Annotated in this window: 18 protein-coding genes and 1 pseudogene; 13 read left to right on the forward strand and 6 right to left on the reverse strand. The window is 66.3% G+C overall.

The window, feature by feature from the left end; genetic code table 11:
* The first annotated feature begins 308 nt into the window (after positions 1 to 308).
* The 3 genes from ACQ143_RS07865 to ACQ143_RS07875 are packed head-to-tail and all read left to right on the forward strand — an operon-like array spanning position 309 to position 2,450.
* The gene (locus ACQ143_RS07865) at positions 309 to 908 is read left to right on the forward strand and encodes a TetR/AcrR family transcriptional regulator (protein ID WP_449570151.1); all 600 of its coding nucleotides are present in this window, start codon (positions 309 to 311) and stop codon (positions 906 to 908) included.
* 52 nt (positions 909 to 960) lie between these two features.
* The gene (locus ACQ143_RS07870) at positions 961 to 1,719 is read left to right on the forward strand and encodes an ABC transporter ATP-binding protein (protein ID WP_449570152.1); all 759 of its coding nucleotides are present in this window, start codon (positions 961 to 963) and stop codon (positions 1,717 to 1,719) included.
* On the forward strand, positions 1,716 to 2,450 hold the full coding sequence (locus ACQ143_RS07875; RefSeq protein ID WP_449570153.1) for an ABC transporter permease: 735 nt from the start codon (positions 1,716 to 1,718) through the stop codon (positions 2,448 to 2,450). The genes ACQ143_RS07870 and ACQ143_RS07875 overlap by 4 nt, the downstream gene beginning before the upstream one ends.
* A 19-nt stretch (positions 2,451 to 2,469) precedes the next feature.
* On the opposite strand, the gene ACQ143_RS07880 is transcribed toward ACQ143_RS07875, so the two are convergent.
* Entirely contained in the window at positions 2,470 to 2,901 is a 432-nt protein-coding gene (locus ACQ143_RS07880) for a MarR family winged helix-turn-helix transcriptional regulator (protein WP_449570154.1), read from the reverse strand.
* Positions 2,902 to 2,937: 36 nt separating this feature from the next.
* Between ACQ143_RS07880 and ACQ143_RS07885 the strand changes: the two genes are divergently transcribed.
* On the forward strand, positions 2,938 to 4,722 hold the full coding sequence (locus ACQ143_RS07885; protein WP_449570155.1) for a DUF2207 domain-containing protein: 1,785 nt from the start codon (positions 2,938 to 2,940) through the stop codon (positions 4,720 to 4,722).
* Positions 4,723 to 4,827: 105 nt separating this feature from the next.
* Positions 4,828 to 5,673, forward strand: coding sequence for a PIG-L deacetylase family protein (locus ACQ143_RS07890; protein ID WP_449570156.1), 846 nt, complete (start codon positions 4,828 to 4,830; stop codon positions 5,671 to 5,673).
* A gap of 6 nt (positions 5,674 to 5,679) precedes the next feature.
* Here the strand turns inward: ACQ143_RS07890 and ACQ143_RS07895 are convergent, their stop codons facing one another.
* The 3 genes and pseudogenes from ACQ143_RS07895 to ACQ143_RS07905 form a co-directional block, all read right to left on the reverse strand.
* The gene (locus tag ACQ143_RS07895) at positions 5,680 to 5,928 is read right to left on the reverse strand and encodes a hypothetical protein (protein WP_449570157.1); all 249 of its coding nucleotides are present in this window, start codon (positions 5,926 to 5,928) and stop codon (positions 5,680 to 5,682) included.
* A gap of 156 nt (positions 5,929 to 6,084) precedes the next feature.
* Positions 6,085 to 6,498 (reverse strand): VOC family protein, encoded by a 414-nt coding sequence (locus tag ACQ143_RS07900; protein ID WP_449570158.1) that lies wholly within the window; start codon positions 6,496 to 6,498, stop codon positions 6,085 to 6,087.
* Positions 6,499 to 7,017: 519 nt separating this feature from the next.
* Positions 7,018 to 8,174 (reverse strand): annotated as a pseudogene (locus ACQ143_RS07905) (IS3 family transposase).
* Between the two features lie 196 nt (positions 8,175 to 8,370).
* Between ACQ143_RS07905 and ACQ143_RS07910 the strand changes: the two are divergent.
* The 7 genes from ACQ143_RS07910 to ACQ143_RS07940 all read left to right on the forward strand — a co-directional run bounded on the left by ACQ143_RS07910 (position 8,371) and on the right by ACQ143_RS07940 (position 18,216).
* A complete protein-coding gene (locus tag ACQ143_RS07910; protein ID WP_449570159.1) occupies positions 8,371 to 8,832 on the forward strand; it encodes a zinc ABC transporter ATPase in 462 nt (153 codons plus the stop codon).
* Positions 8,833 to 8,989: 157 nt separating this feature from the next.
* On the forward strand, positions 8,990 to 10,555 hold the full coding sequence (locus tag ACQ143_RS07915) for a class I SAM-dependent DNA methyltransferase (RefSeq protein WP_449570160.1): 1,566 nt from the start codon (positions 8,990 to 8,992) through the stop codon (positions 10,553 to 10,555).
* Between the two features lie 23 nt (positions 10,556 to 10,578).
* Positions 10,579 to 11,727, forward strand: coding sequence for a hypothetical protein (locus ACQ143_RS07920; protein WP_449570161.1), 1,149 nt, complete (start codon positions 10,579 to 10,581; stop codon positions 11,725 to 11,727).
* Positions 11,724 to 12,473: a TIGR02391 family protein gene (locus tag ACQ143_RS07925; RefSeq protein WP_449570162.1), complete on the forward strand. Its 750-nt coding sequence runs from the start codon at positions 11,724 to 11,726 to the stop codon at positions 12,471 to 12,473. Before ACQ143_RS07920 ends, ACQ143_RS07925 begins: the two co-directional genes overlap by 4 nt.
* Positions 12,470 to 15,607 carry a type I restriction endonuclease subunit R gene (locus tag ACQ143_RS07930; RefSeq protein ID WP_449570163.1) on the forward strand — a complete coding sequence of 1,046 codons (3,138 nt, stop codon included), beginning with the start codon at positions 12,470 to 12,472 and terminating at the stop codon, positions 15,605 to 15,607. Before ACQ143_RS07925 ends, ACQ143_RS07930 begins: the two co-directional genes overlap by 4 nt.
* A gap of 94 nt (positions 15,608 to 15,701) precedes the next feature.
* Positions 15,702 to 16,787 (forward strand): hypothetical protein, encoded by a 1,086-nt coding sequence (locus ACQ143_RS07935; RefSeq protein WP_449570164.1) that lies wholly within the window; start codon positions 15,702 to 15,704, stop codon positions 16,785 to 16,787.
* Positions 16,788 to 16,818: 31 nt separating this feature from the next.
* Positions 16,819 to 18,216, forward strand: coding sequence for a hypothetical protein (locus ACQ143_RS07940; RefSeq protein WP_449570165.1), 1,398 nt, complete (start codon positions 16,819 to 16,821; stop codon positions 18,214 to 18,216).
* A gap of 153 nt (positions 18,217 to 18,369) precedes the next feature.
* Here the strand turns inward: ACQ143_RS07940 and ACQ143_RS07945 are convergent, their stop codons facing one another.
* Positions 18,370 to 18,942 carry a phosphorylase family protein gene (locus tag ACQ143_RS07945; RefSeq protein WP_449570166.1) on the reverse strand — a complete coding sequence of 191 codons (573 nt, stop codon included), beginning with the start codon at positions 18,940 to 18,942 and terminating at the stop codon, positions 18,370 to 18,372.
* Between the two features lie 164 nt (positions 18,943 to 19,106).
* Between ACQ143_RS07945 and ACQ143_RS07950 the strand changes: the two genes are divergently transcribed.
* On the forward strand, positions 19,107 to 19,988 hold the full coding sequence (locus ACQ143_RS07950; protein WP_449570167.1) for a formate/nitrite transporter family protein: 882 nt from the start codon (positions 19,107 to 19,109) through the stop codon (positions 19,986 to 19,988).
* 47 nt (positions 19,989 to 20,035) lie between these two features.
* Here ACQ143_RS07950 and ACQ143_RS07955 read toward each other — a convergent pair whose 3' ends face one another.
* The gene (locus tag ACQ143_RS07955) at positions 20,036 to 21,133 is read right to left on the reverse strand and encodes a tellurite resistance/C4-dicarboxylate transporter family protein (RefSeq protein WP_449570168.1); all 1,098 of its coding nucleotides are present in this window, start codon (positions 21,131 to 21,133) and stop codon (positions 20,036 to 20,038) included.
* Positions 21,134 to 21,180 lie beyond the last annotated feature (47 nt).

Here is a 21,180-nt window from a genome sequence, read left to right on the forward strand (position 1 = left end):
AGCCGCTTCCCGCACGCTGCCCACCGACACCGCCAGTCGCAACACCCCCACACGAGACTCCAACAACACCTCAGGACCCACGCCCCACCTCCAGATTCAGGTGTTGCACTGACCCCCTGAATCTGCCTGCGGGATATCCCACACTCGCGCCAAGTTGCGCGGGTGCGCCCAGCACCTGGCCCGCAAGTTGGCGCGTACGTGGGGTATGGATGCGGGGTTTCCCACATTTGCGCCAAGTCGCGCGGGCGGGCCCGCCAAGTTGCGCGGGCGCGCGAGCGGTGCGAGCGGCGCGCGCGTAGGCTGACGCCATGACGGAGACCGCACCGAAGCAACGGCGGCGCGGACGTCCCCGCGGGGTTTCGGATGCGCGCGAGCGGATCCTCGCCGCGGCGGCCGACGAGTTCGGCAGCCACGGCTACGACGCGGCGACCATGCGGGCCATCGCGACGCGGGCGGGGGTCGACGCGGCGCTCGCGCACCACTACTTCGGCACGAAGGCCGACCTGTTCGCCGCCGCCGTCGGCATGCCCCTGCGACCCGACCGGGCGGTGCCGCTCATCCTGGCCGGGCCGCGTGCCGAGGTGGGTGCCGGCATCGTGCGGTTCGTGCTCGAGCAGATGGAGGATGCCGGTGTCCGCAAGCGCGCGGTCGCGCTGCTGCGCACGAGCATCGGCAATCGCCTGGCGACACCGCTGCTGGCCGAGTTCCTCCAGCGTGAACTGATCGGCCGCATCGCGACGTCGCTCGGCACTCCCGACGCGGAACTGCGCGCCTCGCTCGTGGGCAGCCAGATCGCGGGGCTTCTTATGGCCCGGTACATCGTGAAGCTGCCGGCGCTGACGGGCGCTTCGGTCGACGACCTCGTCGCCCGCGTGGGCCCGACCGTGCAGCGGTACCTCGACGCCTGAACGACAGCCCGACCCCTTGACGCGGGCCGGAGCGCGGCGCATTATTCATCGCATGATGAATAATGCGCATCCGCCCCACGACCCCACGCCGCCTCACACCCCCGCGGTCGTCGTGCGCGGGTTGCGCGTCACGCGCGGCCGCACCACGGTGTTCGCCGGGCTCGACGTCGAGATCGCGCGCGGCCGGATCACCGGACTGCTCGGGCCCTCCGGCGGCGGCAAGACGACCCTCATGCGCGCGATCGTCGGCGTGCAGAAGGTGGCCGGAGGCAGCGTGACCGTGCTCGGCGAGCCGGCGGGCAGCGCTGCCCTCCGGCACCGTGTGGCCTACGACACCCAGGCCGCCTCGGTGTACGCCGACCTCACGATCCGCCAGAACCTCCACTACTTCGCCCGGCTCATCGGCGCGCCCCGCCGCGGCGTCGACCGCGTGATCGACCAGACGGGACTGCGTGATCAGGCCGGCCAGACCGTGGCATCCCTCAGCGGCGGACAGGAGAGCCGCGTCTCGCTCGCCGTGGCCATGCTCGGCTCGCCCGAGCTCATCGTGCTCGACGAGCCCACGGTCGGTCTCGACCCCCTGCTGCGCGCGGAGCTGTGGGGAGTGTTCCGCGCGCTCGCCGACGACGGCGCCAGCCTGCTGGTCTCGAGCCACGTCATGGATGAGGCGCTGCGCTGCGACCGCCTGCTGCTCGTGCGGGCCGGGCGTCTCATCGCCGACACCACGCCCGCGGCGCTGCTGGCCGAAACCGGCGCACCCGACCCCGATGCGGCGTTCCTCGCACTGGTGGAGCGGGAGGCGGCGGCATGAACGCCGTCCGCACCGTGTCCACCGCCGGCCGCGTGCTGCGCCAACTCAGCCACGACCCGCGGTCGATCGCCCTGATGCTGGTGGCGCCGAGCCTTCTGGTGGGACTGTTCGCCTGGCTGTTCAGCGATCAGGAGGGCGTGTTCGACCGGTTCGGCGGGCCCATCCTGGCCCTGTTCCCGTTCGTCGTGATGTTCCTGATCACCTCGATCACCACGCTGCGTGAGCGGCGCAGCGGCACGCTCGAGCGCCTCATGACGACACCGCTGGGCAAGGCCGACTTCATCGTCGGCTACGCCCTGGCGTTCGGGCTCATGGCGACTCTGCAGGCGGTCGTGACCGTGGCCTTCGCCGTGTACGTGTGCGGGCTCGACGTCACCGGCCCGCTGTGGCAGCTGGGGCTGGTGGCGGTGGTGGATGCCGTGCTCGGCACCGCGCTGGGACTGCTGGCCAGCGCGTTCGCGCGCACGGAGTTCCAGGCCGTGCAGTTCATGCCCGTGCTGGTGTTCCCGCAGATGATCCTCGGCGGGTTGTTCATGCCGCGCGACCAGATGCCCGAGGTGCTCGAGGCCATCAGCGACTGGCTGCCCCTGAGCTACGCCATCGACGCCGTGGCGGCCGTCGCCGCCGGGGACGAGGGGTGGGATCTCGCCCGTCCGCTGCTCATCGTCGCCGCTTTCGGCCTCGGCGCCCTCATCCTCGCGTCCCTGACGCTACGACGCCGCACGCCCTGATCCGGCCGGAACGCGGCACTCAGCCGCGGGTGCGCAGCTTCGCGGTGAGGGCCTTCAGCTGCGCGAGTTCGTCGTCGCTGAGCACGGACATGCGGTCGGCGATCGCCCGGCCGTGCCGGGTGGCCAGGCGGCGGAACGCGGCGGCCCCCTCAGGGGTCGCGACCAGGATCGCCCCGCGGCCGTCGGCCGGATCGGGGATCTTCGTGATGAGCCCGCGGGCCACCATGCGGTCGACCAAGCGGGACACGCTGGGCTGGCTGATCAGCATGTTCGCGGTGACGTCGCGCAGCCGTGCGGAGCTGTTCTCGCCCCGGGTGACGGTCAGCAGCACGTCGTACTCGGCCTGCGCCAGTTCGCCGTCGTGGAAGGCGTCGTTGATCTCGTCGAACACCTCGTGCTGGGCGCGGAAGAGGCTCTCCCACGCGGCGATGGCGAGGCGACGGTCGGTCATGGCGTCCACTGTAGCGGGCACCATAGGCTGGTCGTCATGCGACGATTCCTGCGTGTTCTCGCCGTGGCCGCGATCGGAATCCTGGCATTCTTGATCCTGGCGGCGCCGGCCGCCGCAGACGTCGACGACTTCACCTTCGACAGCCTGACCGTCGATTACACGCTCACCCGCGCCGACGACGGCACGAGCCGGCTCCAGGTCGTCGAGGAATTCGTCGCCCGGTTCCCCGACGCCGATCAGAACCGCGGCATGCGCCGCACGATCCCCGACACCTACAACCGGCAGCCCCTGCATCCGCGCCTGGTGTCGATCACCGACGGGGACGGCAACCCGCGTCCGGCCGAGACCGACGCGCAGGACGGCAGCTTCTCGATGACTTCGCGCGCCGACGACTACGTGCACGGCGTGCAGACGTATGTGTTCACCTACACGCTCGAGAACGTGACGTGGCACTTCGACGACACGGGCCTCGAGTTCTACTGGGATGTCAACGGCGTCGACTGGGCACAGCCGTTCGGCGAAGTGACCGCGCGGGTGCACCTCGACGCGGCCCTGGCCGACCAGCTCTCCGGCCGTTGGGCCTGCTATGCCGGCGTGCAGGGAAGCACGTCGTCGTGCACGTCCGCCGATGTCGCCCCCGCCGAAGCCGGCGGGGTGACCCTGACCGCGACCCAGGCCGGGCTCGCCCCGCACGAGACCCTGACCGTCGCGGTGGGCTTCGCCGACGACACCTTCACCCTGTTCGACACGGCCTACCTCGCGGCGGCCGCCGGGTGGGTGCAATTGGCCGGCGGTGCCGGAGCGCTCGGGGCGGCCGGGTTGGCCGTCTGGTCGCGGCGGAAGTACCTGCGGGACGAGCCGGGACGGCCCACGATCATCGCCGAGTACACGCCGCCGCCCGGGATCGACGCGCTCGAGAGCGCGGTGCTGCTGCACAAGACGGGCAAGGCGATCCCGGCCGAGGTGCTCGAGCAGGCCGTCGTGGGGTCGATCCGCATCATCGAAGGGCCGAAGAAGTTCGGCGGCGGGCACAAGCTCATCGCCGAGCTCGTCGATCCCTCGCGGGCCGACGGCGACGGCCGCATGCTGCTGGACGGGCTCTTCCCGAGCGGGATGCCGGGGGAGCAGTACACCTTCGGTTCGCAGGACCAGCGGCTGTCCACCGCGGCGCAGAAGATCCTCAAGGAGGCGCGGCGCGCACTGAAGGACCGCGGCCTGTACCGTCCCGTGCCCCCCGTCGCACGGGCGCTGCCGTTCGCCGTGGCGATCGTGGCCGGCATCGTGGTCCTCGCGGCGGGCATCATCGCGCTCGACAGCGGCGTGGACTCACCGTGGCCGGTGCTGCTGATCGTCGGGTTCGGGGCCGTTCTGGTCTTTCTGTCGATCATGCTGCTGCGCTCGCCGCTGACGGTCGCGGGCGCCGAGGTGCGCGACCATCTGCGCGGGCTGCAGGAGTTCATCGAGTGGGCCGAGGCCGACCGCATCCGCATGCTGCAGTCGCCCGAAGGCGCCGAGCGGATGCCGGTGGACACGGGCGATCCGCGGCAGATGCTGCGCCTGTACGAGTCGCTCCTACCCTATGCGGTGGTGTTCGGTCAGGAGAAGGAGTGGTCGCAGCAGTTGGCGGTGCTCTACACCGCGACCGGTGCCGCCGGGCCCGCCTGGTATGACGGCGCCGGGTCGTTCAACGCCGCATCGTTCTCAGCGGGCATCGGCTCGCTGTCGGCGGCGGCGACGTCATCGTCATCGACCTCGGGCGGCTCGGCCGGTGGGGGCTCGGCGGGCGGCGGAGGCGGCGGTGGAGGCGGTGGTGGGGTGTGACCGGCGCCGACGCCCGGGCGCCGGAAACACACACCGAGCGCCGTTCGGTTCAGGATGCTTCGACCCGTCTCTCATGACCCGAATCTTCTCTACAACGGAGTAGCCATGCGCAAGCGCTGGATCGCGCTCATCGTCGTCGCGTCCCTTCTGATCGTCGCCCTCATCGGCGCCTATTGGATCGGTCGCAGTCTGTTCCACATGCCGACCGCCCGCGGCGTGGACTCGGTCGTCGGCGAACTCGACGGCACGCGGGTGCTCGGCGTCTTCGCCCACCCCGACGACGAGCAGACCGTCAACGGCCTGTTCTGGCGGGCCAAAGACCGCGACGGTGCGTACACCGCCATGACCACCGCGACCCAGGGGGAGGCGGGGCACCAGACACCGGTCGTCGCACGGCAGAGCGACCTGGGCATCGTGCGCAAGGCCGAGGCGCTGAAGAACAGCTTCCACCTCGGCGTCGATGAGCACGAGGTGTGGGACTACCCCGATGGCGGCCTGCCCGAGGTCGACGAGGACGAGCTCGTCGAGCGCGTCGTCGCGGTGATGAAGCGGGTGCAGCCCGACGTCGTGGTCGGCTTCTGGCCCGCCTCCGGGGCCACGGGGCACAAGGACCACATGGAGATGGGCCGGGTGACCGAGCTGGCGATCGCGCAGATCGCCGAAGAGGGCGGTGCCTACGCAGGCCCCGACCACCTCGTCTACACGATCAGCCCGACGACCGCCCTCACGATGTTCGGTGGCGAGGTCGGCGAATTCGTGGTCGCGAACCAGCCCGACCCCGAGTACGCCATGGCCGCGGAGACCGGCAAGAAGATGGACGGGTGGAAGATCCACGCCTCACAGGAGGACTACCTGCAGGCGGCGTACTCGCTGCCCGCCTGGCTGGTCTACCTGCTGTGGGACCAGGAGTTCTACCACGTGCGGGATCTGGCCGTAGACCCGCTGCGCTGAGGCCGCTCAGACGGCGGGGCACGGGCAGGGGATGCGCGACTGCATCCCGATCGGGCGCGCCCAGGTGGTGCGGGTGCGCCCCGCAGGCCGCGCTGTGCCCACTCGACGCGCACGCCGGCGACGGCGCATCGTGGCGGCCGCGCCGGACAGAGAGTCCTGCCGCTCCCGCATCAGCGCGAGCTGCGCGAGCTCCCGGTCGCGGACCGCGGTGTCGAGTCGGTATTGCATTTCGGCGGTGGTGACGTGCACGAGCATGGTGTCCTCCGTTGTTCCGATGTGCTCAACATACGAGGGGGTTCCGACATTGCCACCCGCCGGTCATCGGCAGGATTCGTGCGGACAACGACAGACCGATGCCGGCATCCGGACGTCGGACAGCGCCGACGACACATGACGTGCGACGCGGCCGGATCAGGCCTCGGCGGGACTGTAGGCGACCATCCAGTCGATGCCGAACCGGTCGGTGACCATGCCGAATCGTCCACCCCACGGCGGGGTCTCGAACGGCATGACGACAGTGCCGCCGGCGGTCAGGGCGTCCCAGAACCCCTGCAGCTGCGCTTCGTCGTCGCCGCTGACGGAGACCGAGATGCCCGCCGGAGGCGTGTACGGCACGTGGGCAGGGGTGTCGGATGCCATGAGCACGAACCCCGGGGGGGTCGTGAGCTGGGCGTGCATGACGAGATCGGCCTCGGCGGGATCGGCCGTGCCGGGGAAGTCCCCGAACGTGGAGACCGTCAGGTCACCACCGAAGACCTCGCGATAGAAGTCCATCGCCGCCGCGGCGGTGTCGCGGAAGGAGAGGTAAGGGTTGAGTGTGGGCACGCGCCCAGTCTTGCGCGGGGGTCCGACATCGCCGGCAGTTCACCGGGAGAAGGAAGGCGCAGGCGCTGAGGGCCCCCGAGGACAGAGTAAGGGCCGGTCGGAGAGGCTCCCGACCGGCCCTTGTCCCTTGCACCAAGAGTGTCCTGCAATCACATGCCGGTAGCTGCCACAGCAAAACAACTACCGTGCTTGCACTCTATAACGGAAAGATAACGGGCACAAGCATTTCCCGTTATCTGTTTGTGATTGTTTTCTCATGTGGATGGATCGGCCGCCACTGTCCGATGACAGTGATTCTGTCGTGCGTGCCATCGATCTTGTGTCTAGACGTTGATTCTGTCGTGCGTGCCAGTGATTCTGTGGGCGGGCCCGCGACACGCGGCTCTTCGTTGAGCAGTCGACGGGCGGCGAGTCGTACTCCGGCCGCGTCAGGTTGACTTCCTCAACTGAACATCGGGTCTGCTGAACGGATAGGTGACAGTTTGACCTGCCCCACGGATTCGGTTCCAGTCCGGGTCGCTAACTCGCGGCGGGGATGTCGTTGATTTCGAGTGTCTCGTATTCGATTGGGGTGCGGTAGCCGAGAGCGGAGTGTCGGCGCTGACGGTTGTGGAAGATCTCGATGTACTCGAAGATCGTGTTGGCGGGCTCGACCCTCGTCTTCCACTTCTTCCGGTTCAGCAGCTCGATCTGCATGGATGACCAGAAGCTTTCCATCATCGCGTTGTTCAGCCCGTCGCCGACCGATCCGAATGAGGGCAGCAGGCCTGCGGAGCGGATCTTCTCCCCGAACAGCCACGAGGTGAACTGCGTTCGATGATCCGCATGCACGATCCCGCCCGGTGCTGGACGACGATTCCGGATCGCCATGTCGAGCGCGTTGATGACGAGGGTGGTGTCCTGCTTGGAGTCGATCGACCAGCCGATGATGCGGCGACTGTAGGCGTCGAGGACCGCGGCGCAGTAGACCCAGCCTTCGCGCTTGCGGTGCTGCGTGATGTCCGTGACCCAGAGTTCGTTCGGACGCGGGCGGGCGAACTTGCGGTTCACGAGATCATCGGCGGTGACGACTCCTCGGAGTCGCTTGGTGCGGACCGGCCCGGGGAGCCCGTAGATCCCGGCCAGACGCATCAGTTTGTGCACCGTGCGCTCGCTGACGGTGACACCCATGGCCATGGTCAGCTCGGCGTGGACGCGGCGGTATCCGTATGTGCCGCGCGAGGTGACGTGCACTTCCCGGATCAGCCCGGTCAGCCATTGCCGGCGCGGCTCGGACTGGGTCAGGGGCTTCCGTTTGACACGGTAGTAGTGCTGCCTGGCGACCCCGAGGACGCGGCAGCAACGGTCGATCGGGATCCCGGCGTCGGCGAGGCGGTCGATCACCGGGAAGAGTCTTTTGGGCGGGGACACTCCTCGTCGAGGAACTTCGCCGCCTGCCGGACGATCAGCAACTCGGTCTCGAGCTCGCGGATGCGACGTCTCGCAGCTCGCAGCTCCGCCGATTCCGACGACGGGACACCCGGACGGCGGCCATTGTCGATATCGTCCTGGCGGATCCAATTCGAAAGCGTGACAGGGTGGATGCCGAGTTCGACGGCGGTCTGCTTGGCCTGTTTGCCGGCACGCACGAGCGCGACAGCGCGAGCACGAAACTCCGGCGGATAGGGACGAGGCATGAGGATGAGCCTTCCGGATCAGGCCACCGGCTAGCCACCGAAACTGGAACCCTTTCCGTGGGGCAGGTCAACCTGTCACGTAACCGTGCAGCAGTCCCCAGCTCGCGCTCTCATCGGAGTCGACGGGACTCGATAACGGCGTAGACATCTCCGTCGTCAGATGCGAAACTACTCGGTTCGAAATCGGGAGGTCGCAATGCGGATCGAAGGCCAGTCAGAGGATTGGGAACGCATCACCCAGGGGATGATCGAGCGCGCCAGGGAGACGGCGCCATCCGAGCCCGGCGTCTACAAGATGCCGTGCGGTGAGTGCGTGGTCGACTTCTTCGTCACCGCGGAGGGCGAGGAGCGTTGGCTCGTCGCAGGCGACGGCCACTCCTATACGCGGGAGTCGGTCGTGGTCGCGCGTCACGGTGAGCATCCCTGGGTGCGCCTCTACTCGCTCGCCGACGCCGCAGCGGAGATCGCACGGCTCGCCGCGTTGGGCGAAGGTGATCTGGATCGCGTAGTCGAGGACTTGATCGAGTCGATCGACGATCGCGAGGTCGAGAGCGTTGTGCGTGAACGCGCCGGGATGCGCGAGGTGCCGCTTGCGGAAATCGCTGATCGCTTCGGGATCGAACTCGGCGATGAGCGGGACCCAACTCCCGACGCGTGAGCGGAAGTCTGTCAGGAAGGAGATGGTGATCCTCACCGTTCGCCCGTTCGCCACGCGCGACCTCCATTCCGGACCACGTCGGCCCCTCGCGATAACGTGACATTCATCCCGTGTCGTGAGGTTCAGGAGCTACGGTGCTCCGTCGAGAGAGTATGAGATGGCCCGAGTAGCGAAGCCGAAGCACCAGAAGTCTCTGGAGCAGACCCTTTGGGAGGCGGCCGATAAGCTGCGTGGCAACCAGGAGCCGAGCGAGTACAAGCACGTCGTCCTCGGCCTGGTCTTCCTGAAATACATCTCGGACCGCTTCGAGGAGCGTCGTCAGGCCCTCGAATCCGAGCTGGTCGCGGATGGCATCAAGCCGGAGCGTCTGGCCGGCTTCCTCGAGGACCGCGACGAGTACTCCAGCCACAACGTCTTCTGGGTGCCTGCCGACGCCCGCTGGGAGTACATCCAAGGTCGGGCCAAGCTCTCCAGCGTTGGCGAGGACATCGACCGGGCGATGGATCTGGTCGAGAAGGAGAACGCCTCCATCCGTGGCGTGCTGCCTCGCAACTACGGCCGTGACGGCCTCGACAAGCGTCGCCTCGGTGAACTGGTCGACCTGATCGGCTCCATCGGTTTCACCTCGACCGATGACCACGGTGCCGACGACGTGCTGGGTCGGGTATACGAGTACTTCCTCGGCCAGTTCGCGGGCAAGGAGACCGGCAAGGACGCCGGAGCCTTCTACACGCCTCGCTCGGTGGTCAAGACGCTGGTCGAGATGCTCGAGCCGTACAAGGGTCGCGTCTACGACCCGGCTGCCGGTTCGGGCGGCATGTTTGTCCAGTCCGCCGAGTTCGTGAAGGCCCACGGCGGCAAGCGAACCGACATCTCCGTCTACGGCCAGGAGTTCACCGACACCACCTGGAAGCTGGCCAAGATGAACCTCGCCCTGCGAGGCATCGAGGCTGACCTCGGTACGCACTCCGCCGACTCGTTTACCGAAGACCTGCACCCGGATCTGCGGGCTGACTTCGTGATCGCCAACCCGCCGTTCAATGTCTCGGACTGGTGGGACGCCAAGCTCGCCGACGACCCTCGGTGGAAGTACGGCACACCTCCGCAGGGCAACGCCAACTTCGCCTGGGTGCAGCACTTCGTCTATCACCTGAGCCCCAAGGGTACTGCTGGCTTCGTCCTAGCCAACGGCTCGCTCTCTTCCAAGAGCGGCGGCGAGGGCGACATCCGCCGCAAGCTGGTCGAGGCGGGACTGGTGGACTGCATCGTCGCCATGCCCGACAAGCTCTTCTTCAACACCGGCATCCCGGTGTCGCTCTGGTTCGTCTCCAAGGACCGCCACGGCAACGGCCACCGCGAGCGTGACGACGAGGTGCTGTTCATCGACGCCCGCAAGCTCGGTGACATGGAGACCCGACGCCTGCGGGTGCTTTCCGACGACGACATCCAGAAGATTGCTGGCACCTACCACGCCTGGCGGAACCACGACGGTGGCTACGAGGACGTACCGGGCTTCGCCAAGGCGGCTTCGCGTGAGGAGATCGCCGGCCACGACTTCGTCCTGACTCCTGGACGCTACGTCGGCACAGAAGAAGCCGAGGCCGACGACGAACCCATCGACGAGAAGATCGAGCGGCTGACCGCTAAGTTGTTCGCCGAGTTCGACCGGGGGCGGGAGCTGGAAGAGGAGATCAGAACACGTCTCGGGGGCATCGCAAAATGACTCGGCTTGGTGATCTTGTAGACATGACGTTCGGATTCGCCTTCAAGAGCGCCGAGTTCACGGATTCTCGGGACGCGGTGCGTCTTCTGCGCGGCGACAACATTGGTCAGGGTCGCTTGCGATGGGACGGTGCTAAGCGGTTTCCGCAAGAACGCGTAGGCGAAGTCACCAAGTACCAGCTCGCTATCGGCGACGTTGTCCTAGCGATGGACCGCCCCTGGATCGAGGCTGGCCTGAAGTACTCGGTTGTTCGCTCCGGTGATGTGCCGTCACTGTTGGTCCAGCGTGTTGCTCGGCTGAGAGCAAAGCCCGCACTCGACCAGGGTTACCTAGCTGCAGTCATTGGCAGCAAGGAGTTCATGGACTACATCGTCGGCACTCAGACTGGATCTGCGGTACCCCATATCAGCGGTGGGCAGATCGGAGACTTCCAGGTTGACCGCCTACCCCCGCTGGCAGAGCAAGCGGCCATTGCACGGATTTTGGGTGTGATCGACGACAAGATCGAGTCGAACCGTCGAGCCATCGTGCTTGCCAGTGCCCTGCTCGACGCGATGGCGGTGCAGTACGGATCTGAGCTCCCGAGTGTTCCGCTCGCCCGCCTGGTGTCTACTCCGAAGAACACTGTGAACCCGAAGACTTTGGGCGAGCAAGTGGTCGACCACTACAGTCTCCCCGCGTTCGATGACGGTGCAAGACCCGAGCGGACGCCCGCGTCAACCATCATGAGCAACAAGCTCGTCGTGCCGCACGAGGCGATCATGGTCTCTCGCCTGAATCCGCGGTTCAACCGAACCTGGTGGGTTGGCGACGACGAAACGCAGCCGAAGCTCGCGTCGACTGAGTTCCTTGTTCTTACTGCTGAGACAGGCATTGAGCTGGCTGGGGTTTGGCTTGCAGTTCGTGACCCCTATTTCATGTCAGAGCTTGCTCGTCGTGTAACTGGCACGTCGGGAAGCCACCAACGAGTGCGTCCTGAAGATGCACTGGCAATTGAAGTGCCGGATATGTCGCAGCTTGACGTATCCACGAAGCAACAGGCGCTAGCACTCCTGACCCGAATCCATGAGCTTCGTGTCGAGAACGCGAGCTTGAGCTTGCTCCGCGACACCCTCCTCCCGGAGCTACTGTCCGGCCGTATTCGCGTCCCTGTCGGGGAGTCGGCCGCATGACGACGCTCGACACTGATTGGGCTATCAAGTCCCTCAAGGAATTCATCCATGCCACCGATCAGGTGGGCTACGACAACAGCCGAGGCAGTGGTGTGGTCATGCTTGGTACCCACCAGCGTGTCCCCGACAGCAAGGCCGCCGAACACGCCTACGTGGCGGAGCAGATACTCGACCGCGTCCTTCCAGAGTGGCGAGCGGCCGACAAGAAGAACGGCGAGGCAGCTGGCAAGGCTCGCTGGAAGCACCTGCGGGACTGGGCTGGCCGGGGCGTCGCGGCACTCGAGCGAGAGGCCGAGCTACGGGAAAAGCTTGGCGAGACGGCACCTCGTGTCTCCGCCGGTGACTTTCACTCGTGGATCTGGAGCGGGGCTGTGTCGCTTTGGCAGTCCGGCCACTACCGCGAGTCCGTTGAGGGTGCGATCAAGAAGCTGAACGCCGAGACTCAGAACAAGGTAGGGCGTCGCGACCTCAGCGAGACCGACCTCTTCAACCAAGCGTTCAGCGAGCACCCTCCAGCTGCAGGCAAGCCTCGTCTGCACCGCATGGCAGACGACGGCAGTTCGACATTCAAATCGGTTCAGCGAGGAGCTCGGACCTTCGCTGAGGGCGTCTTTGCTGGCATCCGGAACCCGCTGGCACACGAAGTCGAGCAGGAGATGAGCCAGCAGCAGGCACTCGAATACCTCGCCGCTCTCAGCGTTCTGGCACGCTGGGTGGACGAGTCCGAAGTGGAGGTTGCGAAGTGACCTCCTTCAACGAGAACACGGTCGAGCTGGCAGCCCTCGAGTACTTCGCCGAGCTTGGCTACCACACGCTTCACGGCCCGACGGTTGCCCCCGGCGAGCAGCTCGCCGAGCGGGCTTCCTACAAGGACGTCTTCCTCTGGGACCGGCTCCGCGATGCCGTTGGCCTCATCAACCCGAAGGTCCACCGGGCAGTTCGTGATGAGGCCATCAAGCGGGTTCAGCGGGCTGAGTCGCAGAGTGCCATCGACGAGAACTACCGGCTGCACAAGCTCATCACTGAGGGCGTGCCCGTCGAACATCGTGGTGCCGATGGTCAGGTGCGGACGACTCGTGTCTGGCTGGTGGACTTCGAGCGGTCGGCGAACAACGACTGGCTGGCCGTCAATCAGTTCACGATCATCGAGAACGGCAAGAACCGTCGCCCGGACGTGCTGGTCTTCCTGAACGGCATCCCGCTGGGTCTGCTTGAGCTGAAGAACCCGACGGCCGAACATGCCACGCTCAAGTCGGCTTGGAACCAGGTGCAGACCTACCGCTCTGACATCCCGTCGGTGTTCGTACCCAACGCCGTGACGGTCATCTCGGATGGCACTTCGGCAGCGATGAGCAGCTATACCGCTGGCTTCGAGCATTACGCCCCGTGGAAGACCATCGAGGGCCGGGACGTCGTCACCGACCGCCCTGCACTTGAGGTACTCATCAAGGGCGTCTTCGACCAGCGTCGCTTCCTCGACCTGCTCCAGAACTTCATCGTTTTCTCGGACGAGACCGCTACTGACAAGAACTCCGGCCAGCCCATCCGCATGCTGGTGAAGCGGGTCGCCAAGTACCACCAGTACTGGGCCGTGAACGCAGCTGTGGATAGCACGGTCGAGGCGTCCAGTCCGAGCGGAGACCGTCGTGGTGGTGTCGTCTGGCATACCCAAGGCTCGGGCAAGAGCTTTGAGATGGTCTTCTACGCGGCCAAGATCATGCGGGATGCTCGCATGTCGAACCCGACGCTGGTGTTCATCACCGACCGCAACGACCTCGACGACCAGCTGTTCGGTGAGACCTTCGCACCGGCTCGCATCCTGCCGGAGACGCCCGTCCAGGCAGAAACCCGCAGCGACCTGCGTACCAAGCTGAAGCGAGCTTCAGGTGGCATCATCTTCACGACGCTGCAGAAGTTCGCTCCGGGCGAGGACGGCGATGCCAACCCGGTTTTGACCGACCGTCGCAACGTGGTAGTGGTGGCCGACGAGGCCCACCGCAGCCAGTACGGCTTTGGCGAGACCATCGATTCGCACGGTCGTATCAAGGCTGGCCTCGCTAAGCACATGCGTGACGCCCTGCCGGGTGCAACCTACTTGGGCTTCACCGGCACGCCGATCGAGTCGGGCGACAAGAGCACCCGCTCAGTCTTTGGCGACTACATCGACGTCTACGACCTGACCCGTGCCGTCGAGGACGGTGCCACGGTCAAGATCTTCTACGAGTCTCGTCTGGCCAAGGTCGACCTCTCCGTCGACGACCTGGCTGCCTTCGATGACCTGGCCGATGAGATCACCGAGACAGTGGAGGAGGACGCCGCCACTGCCGCCAAGTCTCGCTGGGCTCGCCTGGAGGCCATCGTCGGCGCTGATGAACGCCTCGACCTGATCGCTCGCGACATCGTCGAACACTGGGAGAAGCGCCGGGAAGCTCTGTTCGGCAAGGGCATGGTCGTGGCCATGAGCCGCCGCATCGCGGTCAAGCTCTACGAGAAGATCGTCGCCCTGCGTCCCGACTGGCACTCCGACGACCCCACCAAGGGCAAGATCAAGGTCGTCATGACCGGCTCGGCGGCCGACCCAGCCGAGTTCCAGCCACACATCCACTCCAAGGACGTCCGCAAGGACCTCAAGCTCCGGGCCAAGAATCCCGACGACGAGCTGGAGCTGGTCATCGTCCGCGACATGTGGCTCACCGGCTTCGACGCGCCGAGCATGCACACGATGTACGTCGACAAGACGATGCAGGGCGCCGGACTGATGCAGGCCATCGCCCGCGTCAACCGTACCTTCCGCGACAAGCCCGGTGGCCTGATCGTCGACTACATCGGCGTCTTCGCCAACCTGCAGGCCGCCCTTGCCGAGTACAGCCCAAGCGACCGCGACCAGGCCGGTGTGCCCATCGACGAGATGGTCGCCGTCATGCTGGAAAAGCACGACATCGTCCGTGGTCTGCTCCATGGCGTGACCTACGACGCCTCGCCGTCGCTGTCGGCCTCACAGCGTCTGGCCGAGTACGCCAAGGTACTCGACTTCGTCATGGCCGACCCTGACCGCACCAGTCGCTTCAACGACCAGGTGCTGGCCCTGGCCAAGGCGTTCGCTCTGGCCGGTGCCCGTGATGAGGCGGCTGCCATCCGTAACGACGTCCGTCTCTTCACCGACATCCGTGCTGCCATCCTCAAGATCCAGAACCCTGACTCCGGCCGTGGTGGCTCCGGTGCCGTCGAGATCGACACCGCCCTCGGCCAGCTGCTCAACGAGGCCGTTGCCGCCGACCAGGTCATCGATGTCTACAAGCTGGCCGGTGTCGAGACGCCGGAGCTGTCCATCCTCAGCGACGAGTTTCTCGACTCGCTGGCCCAGAAGGAGAAGCCGAACCTCCAGATGGGGCTGTTGCGGCGTCTGCTCAACGACCAGATTCGCACCGTGCAGCGCACCAATCTCGTGCAGGCGCGGAAGTTCTCCGAGCTGCTCGACGAGGCGATCAATCGCTATACGAACAGGTCCCTCACGACAGCGGAGATCATCGCCGAACTGGTGAAGCTCGCCAAGCAGATGCGGGACGACGCGAAGCGCAACGAGCGTCTGGGTCTGTCCGCGGCCGAGGTTGCCCTCTACGACGCGATCGCTCAGAACGACGCTGCGGTTCTGCAGATGGGCGATGACACGCTCAAGAAGATCGCGGTCGATCTCGTCTGGGCGGTGCGGTCAAGCGTGGTCATCGACTGGGACCAGAAGGAGAGCGTCCGCGCAGCGATGCGCTCCAAGGTGCGCAGGCTACTTGCGAGGTATGACTATCCGCCGGATGCAGAGGCGAAGGCCGTCGAACTTGTTCTCGAGCAAGCCGAACTCTTCGCGAACAGTGAGGGTGCGCGATGAGATGTAGCGAAGTTGTTCAGACAGCCGGGGTCGGGAGCATGCATGACGCAGTCCGAGCAATGGAGCTGTCGAGATGAGTGGGGCGTTTGGCCCAATGAAGCTTGACTTCAGTAGCTTCTACAAGTTCGTGGCCTCGGTGGGGCTCATTCTGCTCGCAGCGTCAGTGGTGCTCCCGTGGTTCGTGTTGCGGACAGCGGCGCCTGACGCGCCCTCCGGTACCCCGGCCGCGGCAGTTGTCGATCTGGCGCTCGACGAGCGCGCGGGCCAATACCGCTTCATCCTTCAGGTCTATCCGTGGGTGTCGCTCGGGCTGTTCGTCCTGGGGTGCGGACTGACGGCGTACGGTCTCATCGCGTGGCGTGATCGCCAGAAGAAGCAGGATGCAGACGAAGATGAGGTCTATCGCCAGCGCAGAGAGCTTGGCCAGACAACACAAGCATCCGACGACGACCGAGACAAGAAGCTCGACCGCGAGGCGCTTGAAGACAACGGGCCGTCCGACATCATCACGCCCGACAGCCGGACCTCGGCTCCCAGCGGCCCGCCATCATCGCAGTCCGGCGAAACGGGCAACTCCTCAGAAGACAGGTATCGCGCCCGCCGAGACTTCATCAAGGAAGCCGAGGCGCACGTTGGCGATCTGCTAAGTGATGCGTTTGCCGACACGCATCGCGTAGAGGCCGGAGTCCGAATCGGTGCAGATGCCCCGATTCTCGATCTCGTTGCGCGAGCCGGTGATCCCTCGCGGTGGTCGAGCTTTGCGATGGAGGTGCGGCTGGTGGCGAGTTCGGGTCTGTCGTCCATGAGACTGCGTGACTCGATGCTCTCGGTCGCGATCGCGGCACGCGACGTGCCAGAGGGGCAGATCCAACTCCAGAGAGTGGGACGACCACCGGTCGCGAAGTCTGTTTCGCTCTGCTTTGTGATCGTCGACGACGAGCTTGCGCCGGGTGAACTCGTGTCGCGTCCGGCATTGATGGGGTTTGGCGACTTCGCTCAGCGTGCCCAACGCGTCGTCCGAACCGTTAACTCCGTACTCGCCCGCAAAGTGGGCGTCATCATTGTTCGGCGGTCGCAGTTCAAGGACATATCGGCTCACTGGGTGAGGCAGTCTGTGCTCGAATTGATGCAGCACCCCGAGGACCCGGCCTTCGCGTCGATGGCGAAGGCAAGTTTGTGACGCTTGGTGGTCGTGGGCAGGGGTTGAGCGAGTGAACGCCGCATCATCGTTGGCGGTCGCTGAGATCTTGCCGAACTGGATCGTTGACGGCGAACCGGTCACGGTAGTCATCCACGATCTTCTCCAGTTCGCGGGTCAGCGAGTTGAGGCATCGGTATTTGTGCTTGACTCCGCGGACACGTGGTGGCATATGGGGGTGCCGGTACATCTCGACTCTGCCGGCAATGGAAGCGCGGTGCACCCGGCGGGACTCTCTGTCGGGCGTCATGCGGCGGTCTACATCGGTGGAGTTCAGACTGAGTCCGGGCCTTTTCGGTTCGAGCATGTTCTCGTGAGTATCGCGAACTCGCCATTCCCCGGTGGAGACCTTGACGCAGTCAGGGGCGAGTTCGAGAGCATTCAGAAGGTGCAACAGGATCTGTACGAAACGCCGATCGGCGATGCCACCGTTGCCGGAGCGCTCCGCTACCGTGCGATTGTCCTGTTTGAAGCGCTCCTCACAACGATCCCCGTTCGCTTGCCCGGCGCGGTCGTGCGCCCCGTCGAGTCGAAACTGGCGAATGGGGAACACCTCGAGGTCGTCAACGCGCGGCTCGCGGAACTGGGTTGGGTCACGCGCATCCCAGCAGACAAGTGGAGCGCTGCGGTGACTAGTCAGTCTCATTTGTCAGAGCTCGTCATCCCAGAGTTATGGGCGACGTCGTTGGACGAATCGATGGAACTCGTTCGTGACGTCACAGCGAGGATGCTGACCGTACTATCCCGTCACCGCGGGTCCGCAGGTCGCGCTATCGCCACGGTCATCGAACAACCGCAGCCCGATGGCGGCGCGACCTATCGGGTGCTGCCTCATGCGCCCAGTTATCGCGGAAACCTCCTGGGCGGCCCCATTGGTGGAGAGGACCAACGGACCATAGCCGGCGAGTACCTCGCTGTTGACAGAGATCCGCTGCTGCGGTTGGCCTCGGACCTCTACGTCGAGGCGCTGAGTGAGCAGTCACCAGACGCCAGATACTTCCGCCTCTGGTCGATCCTGGAGTTCTTGTCGGGGGCCCGGGTGCCAAGCGGCACCGCGGTGCAACGCACGGATGGGACAGCGTGGCCGGGCCGCTACAACACCACCTCGTACGCCGCGCCTCGCGTGTACCAATACATCGCTACTGCGCTTCAGACGAACCATGTTGATGAGCGCAGCACCGCCGCGCCAGCCGCGGACCTCTATAAGGCTGTTCGTGGCTGGTATGGACGGCGCAACGCCACTGGCCACTACGGACGGTTCGCAGAAGCGGACCTCGAACAGAAGCGCCAGGGCTGGTACCAGTACGCACTCGACACGACACGTGACGAGCGAGAGAGCCTGCGATCGTTGGAGCGAATCGTCGAGATCATGATTGCCTTCGAGATGAGGGCGCACGCGCCAGAGCTATGAGCTTGGTCCTCCGTCTGTTGCTGACAAGTTGTGTGGCCATGCGGAGGGTGGCCGGAGCGGCAGAAGCCACAGAATCTCAGGGGTTGTCGCTGTCAAAGTGCGTGGCGTCGAACAATCGGCCGCCACACCGGCCCGGCTGCGGCGTGATCGATGTCAGACGCCGTACTCGGCGCGCACGACCTCGCGCAGCTGTGCGCTGCAGGCGGCCACGGCCGCGCGCCAGTCGGTGATGGCGTCGTCCCGCGCGCGGTCCGACACCGCCTTCAGCACACGGATCGGCACACCGAACTGCTCGGCGACCCACGCGTAGGCGTAGGTCTCCATGTCGACGAGCCCGGCGCCGAGGGCTCGGATCGCGGCCGCGGCCTCGGAGTCGTCCACGAACCGGTCGCCGGTCGCGATCGAGACGCCGGCGCCGGCGTGGTCCCGGTGGGCCAGCTGCACGCGCGGCGGCAACGAGACGTGCTGTCCGACGACGCCGTCGATGTCGGCCACGTCGTGCTGGGTGGCCGAATGGATGTCGTACACCGTGGGCTCGAGCGCCGGGTCGATCGCCCCGGCCGTGCCGACGACCAGCACCTCGTCGTAGGTGCCGGCATCCAACGCTCTCGTCAGGGCATACGTGGCCTGCAGCTTGCCTGGGCCGGTGACGAGCCGGTCGAACCCCTCCAACTCGGCGGGGAACGCGACCAGTTCGGCCTCGAGGGCGGCGACGAGGAGCTTCACCGGACCATTCTCCCAGCTGCATCGTCGCGAGCGCCGACGCCGCGCTTCTCACACCGGCATCCCGCCCGTGGTGAGCGAATCGCCCCGCAGACGTAACGCATCCGGCACGGCCGGCGAAACACCGAGTCGGCAGTCTGAGCGGACACCGACCTTGAGGAGCCGCCATGTCCTACGTGAAACCGACCGAACTGGTCACCCGCATGATCGACGCGGGCGAGTCGAAGATCCTCATGTCCGCCCGCGACACCGTCATGCGGGCGTTCATGGGCGGCGCGATGCTCGCCATCGGTGCAGTGTTCGCCGTGTCGGTGTCGACGCAGACCGGTTCGCCGCTGCTGGGCGCGCTGCTGTTCCCGGCCTGCTTCGCGCTGCTGTACCTGCTCGGCTACGACCTGCTCACCGGGGTGTTCACACTCGGGCCCCTCGCCTGGATCGACAAGCGCCCCGGCATCAACCTGTCCGGGGTGCTGCGCAACTGGGGGCTCGTGTTCGTGGGCAACTTCATCGGCGCGTTCATGATCGCCGTGCTCATGGCGATCTACTTCACCTACGGATTCACGACCGAGCCCAGTGCCGTCGGTCAGGCGATCGGCGAGATCGGCCACGGCCGCACCGTCGGCTACGCCGACCACGGCGCCGGGGGCATGCTCACCCTGTTCATCCGCGGCGTGCTGTGCAACTGGATGGTCTCCACCGGCGTCATCGCGGCCATGATGAGCGACAGCCTGCCCGGCAAGGTGCTGGGCATGTGGCTGCCCATCATGGTGTTCTTCTACATGGGGTTCGAGCACTCGATCGTGAACATGTTCCTGTTCCCGTCGGGCCTGCTGCTGGGCGCCGAGTTCACCCTGTGGGACTACCTGCTGTGGAACGAGATCCCCACCGTCATCGGCAACCTGGTGGGCGGGCTGACATTCGTGGGCATCATGCTCTACGTGACGCACTACCGCACGGCGCCCAAGCGCGTGCCGGTGTACCGCCCCAACGGCAAGAGCTTCGCGGCCTCGCCCACCAAGGTGCCGGCGGAGCTTCTCGAACAGCGCTGACGCGGGGGATGCCGGGGTGCGGCGCCCCGGCATCCCCTGTCCTGCGGTCAGCGCCGGTCGGCGCCCTCGCCCGGGCGGGGACGCCGCAGCACCCGCCGCCACAGGTGCACGAGCATGACGACGAAGGTCAGCGTCCAGGCGGCGAAGGCGATCCAGCTTTCGACGTAGCCGATCGAGAAGACGATGGGCAGGCTGTCGACGGTGCCGAGGAACTGCGACCCGACCCCGTACATGCCCAGCGGGAAGATGATGCTCCACAGTGTCGCCTCGTAGCGCATCGGGTAGCGGTGCCGCACATGCCGCCAGTAGCCGGCGACGATCAGCGGCGGGATCAGCCACGTGCCGAACGCCCAGAAGAACACGGCCGCGCCGGCGATGAGGCCGCGGGTCGCGTCGACCATCGGCGCGTCGGCCATCTCGACGATGCGGGCGCCGGCGACGACCGTGATGGCCGTGGCGCCCATCGCGACCCAGTACGGCGGGGTCAGGTCGGCGGGGCGGAAGGGGTAGGCCAGCATGCGCACCCCGACGAAGACGCCGACGGCGCAGTAGAGGAACGTGCCGACCGACCACGAGAACACCGCCAGCAGCGCCATCGCGTTGCGCCCGGTCTCGAACTCGGTCTCGAGTGTCGCGGCCAGCACCGCGATCGACTGGCTGGCGACCGCCCAGATGAACCAGGTGCCGTTCGCGGTCTGCAGGGCCGTGCGCTTCGCCTGGCCCAGCACCGCCGTCCACGGCACCGTGTAGCCCAGCGCGATCCAGGCGACGGCGGCGACCAGCAGCAGCCACAGGGACACGTCGTGGTAGCCGGCCGCGCTCAGCCGGCTGCCGAGCACGCAGGTGGCCGCCACGAAGGTGAAGAACCCGAACGCGCGCGCCGGGTCGGCGAAGTCGGCGGCCATGGCATCCCGGTGCCGCACGATGCGCACGACGTTCAGCACGATCAGCAGCACGTACGCGACGGCGGCGATGACCAGCAGCAGCGTGGACACCGCCATCCACCCGTTGGTGCGCAGGCCGATCGAGACGATGCCGGTCGCCATCACCAGCGCGAAGTATCCGGGTGTCAGGCCGCGGACGGCCGCGTCGACGCGCGCGGCGAGCGTCGCACCGGGTTGTGTGTCCGTGGCCGCCGTCGCCATGCGATCACGATAGCGCCGCGGTGCCGCGCCGCCGGGGGTGCACGCCC

The organism is Microbacterium pollutisoli, assembly GCF_053586795.1.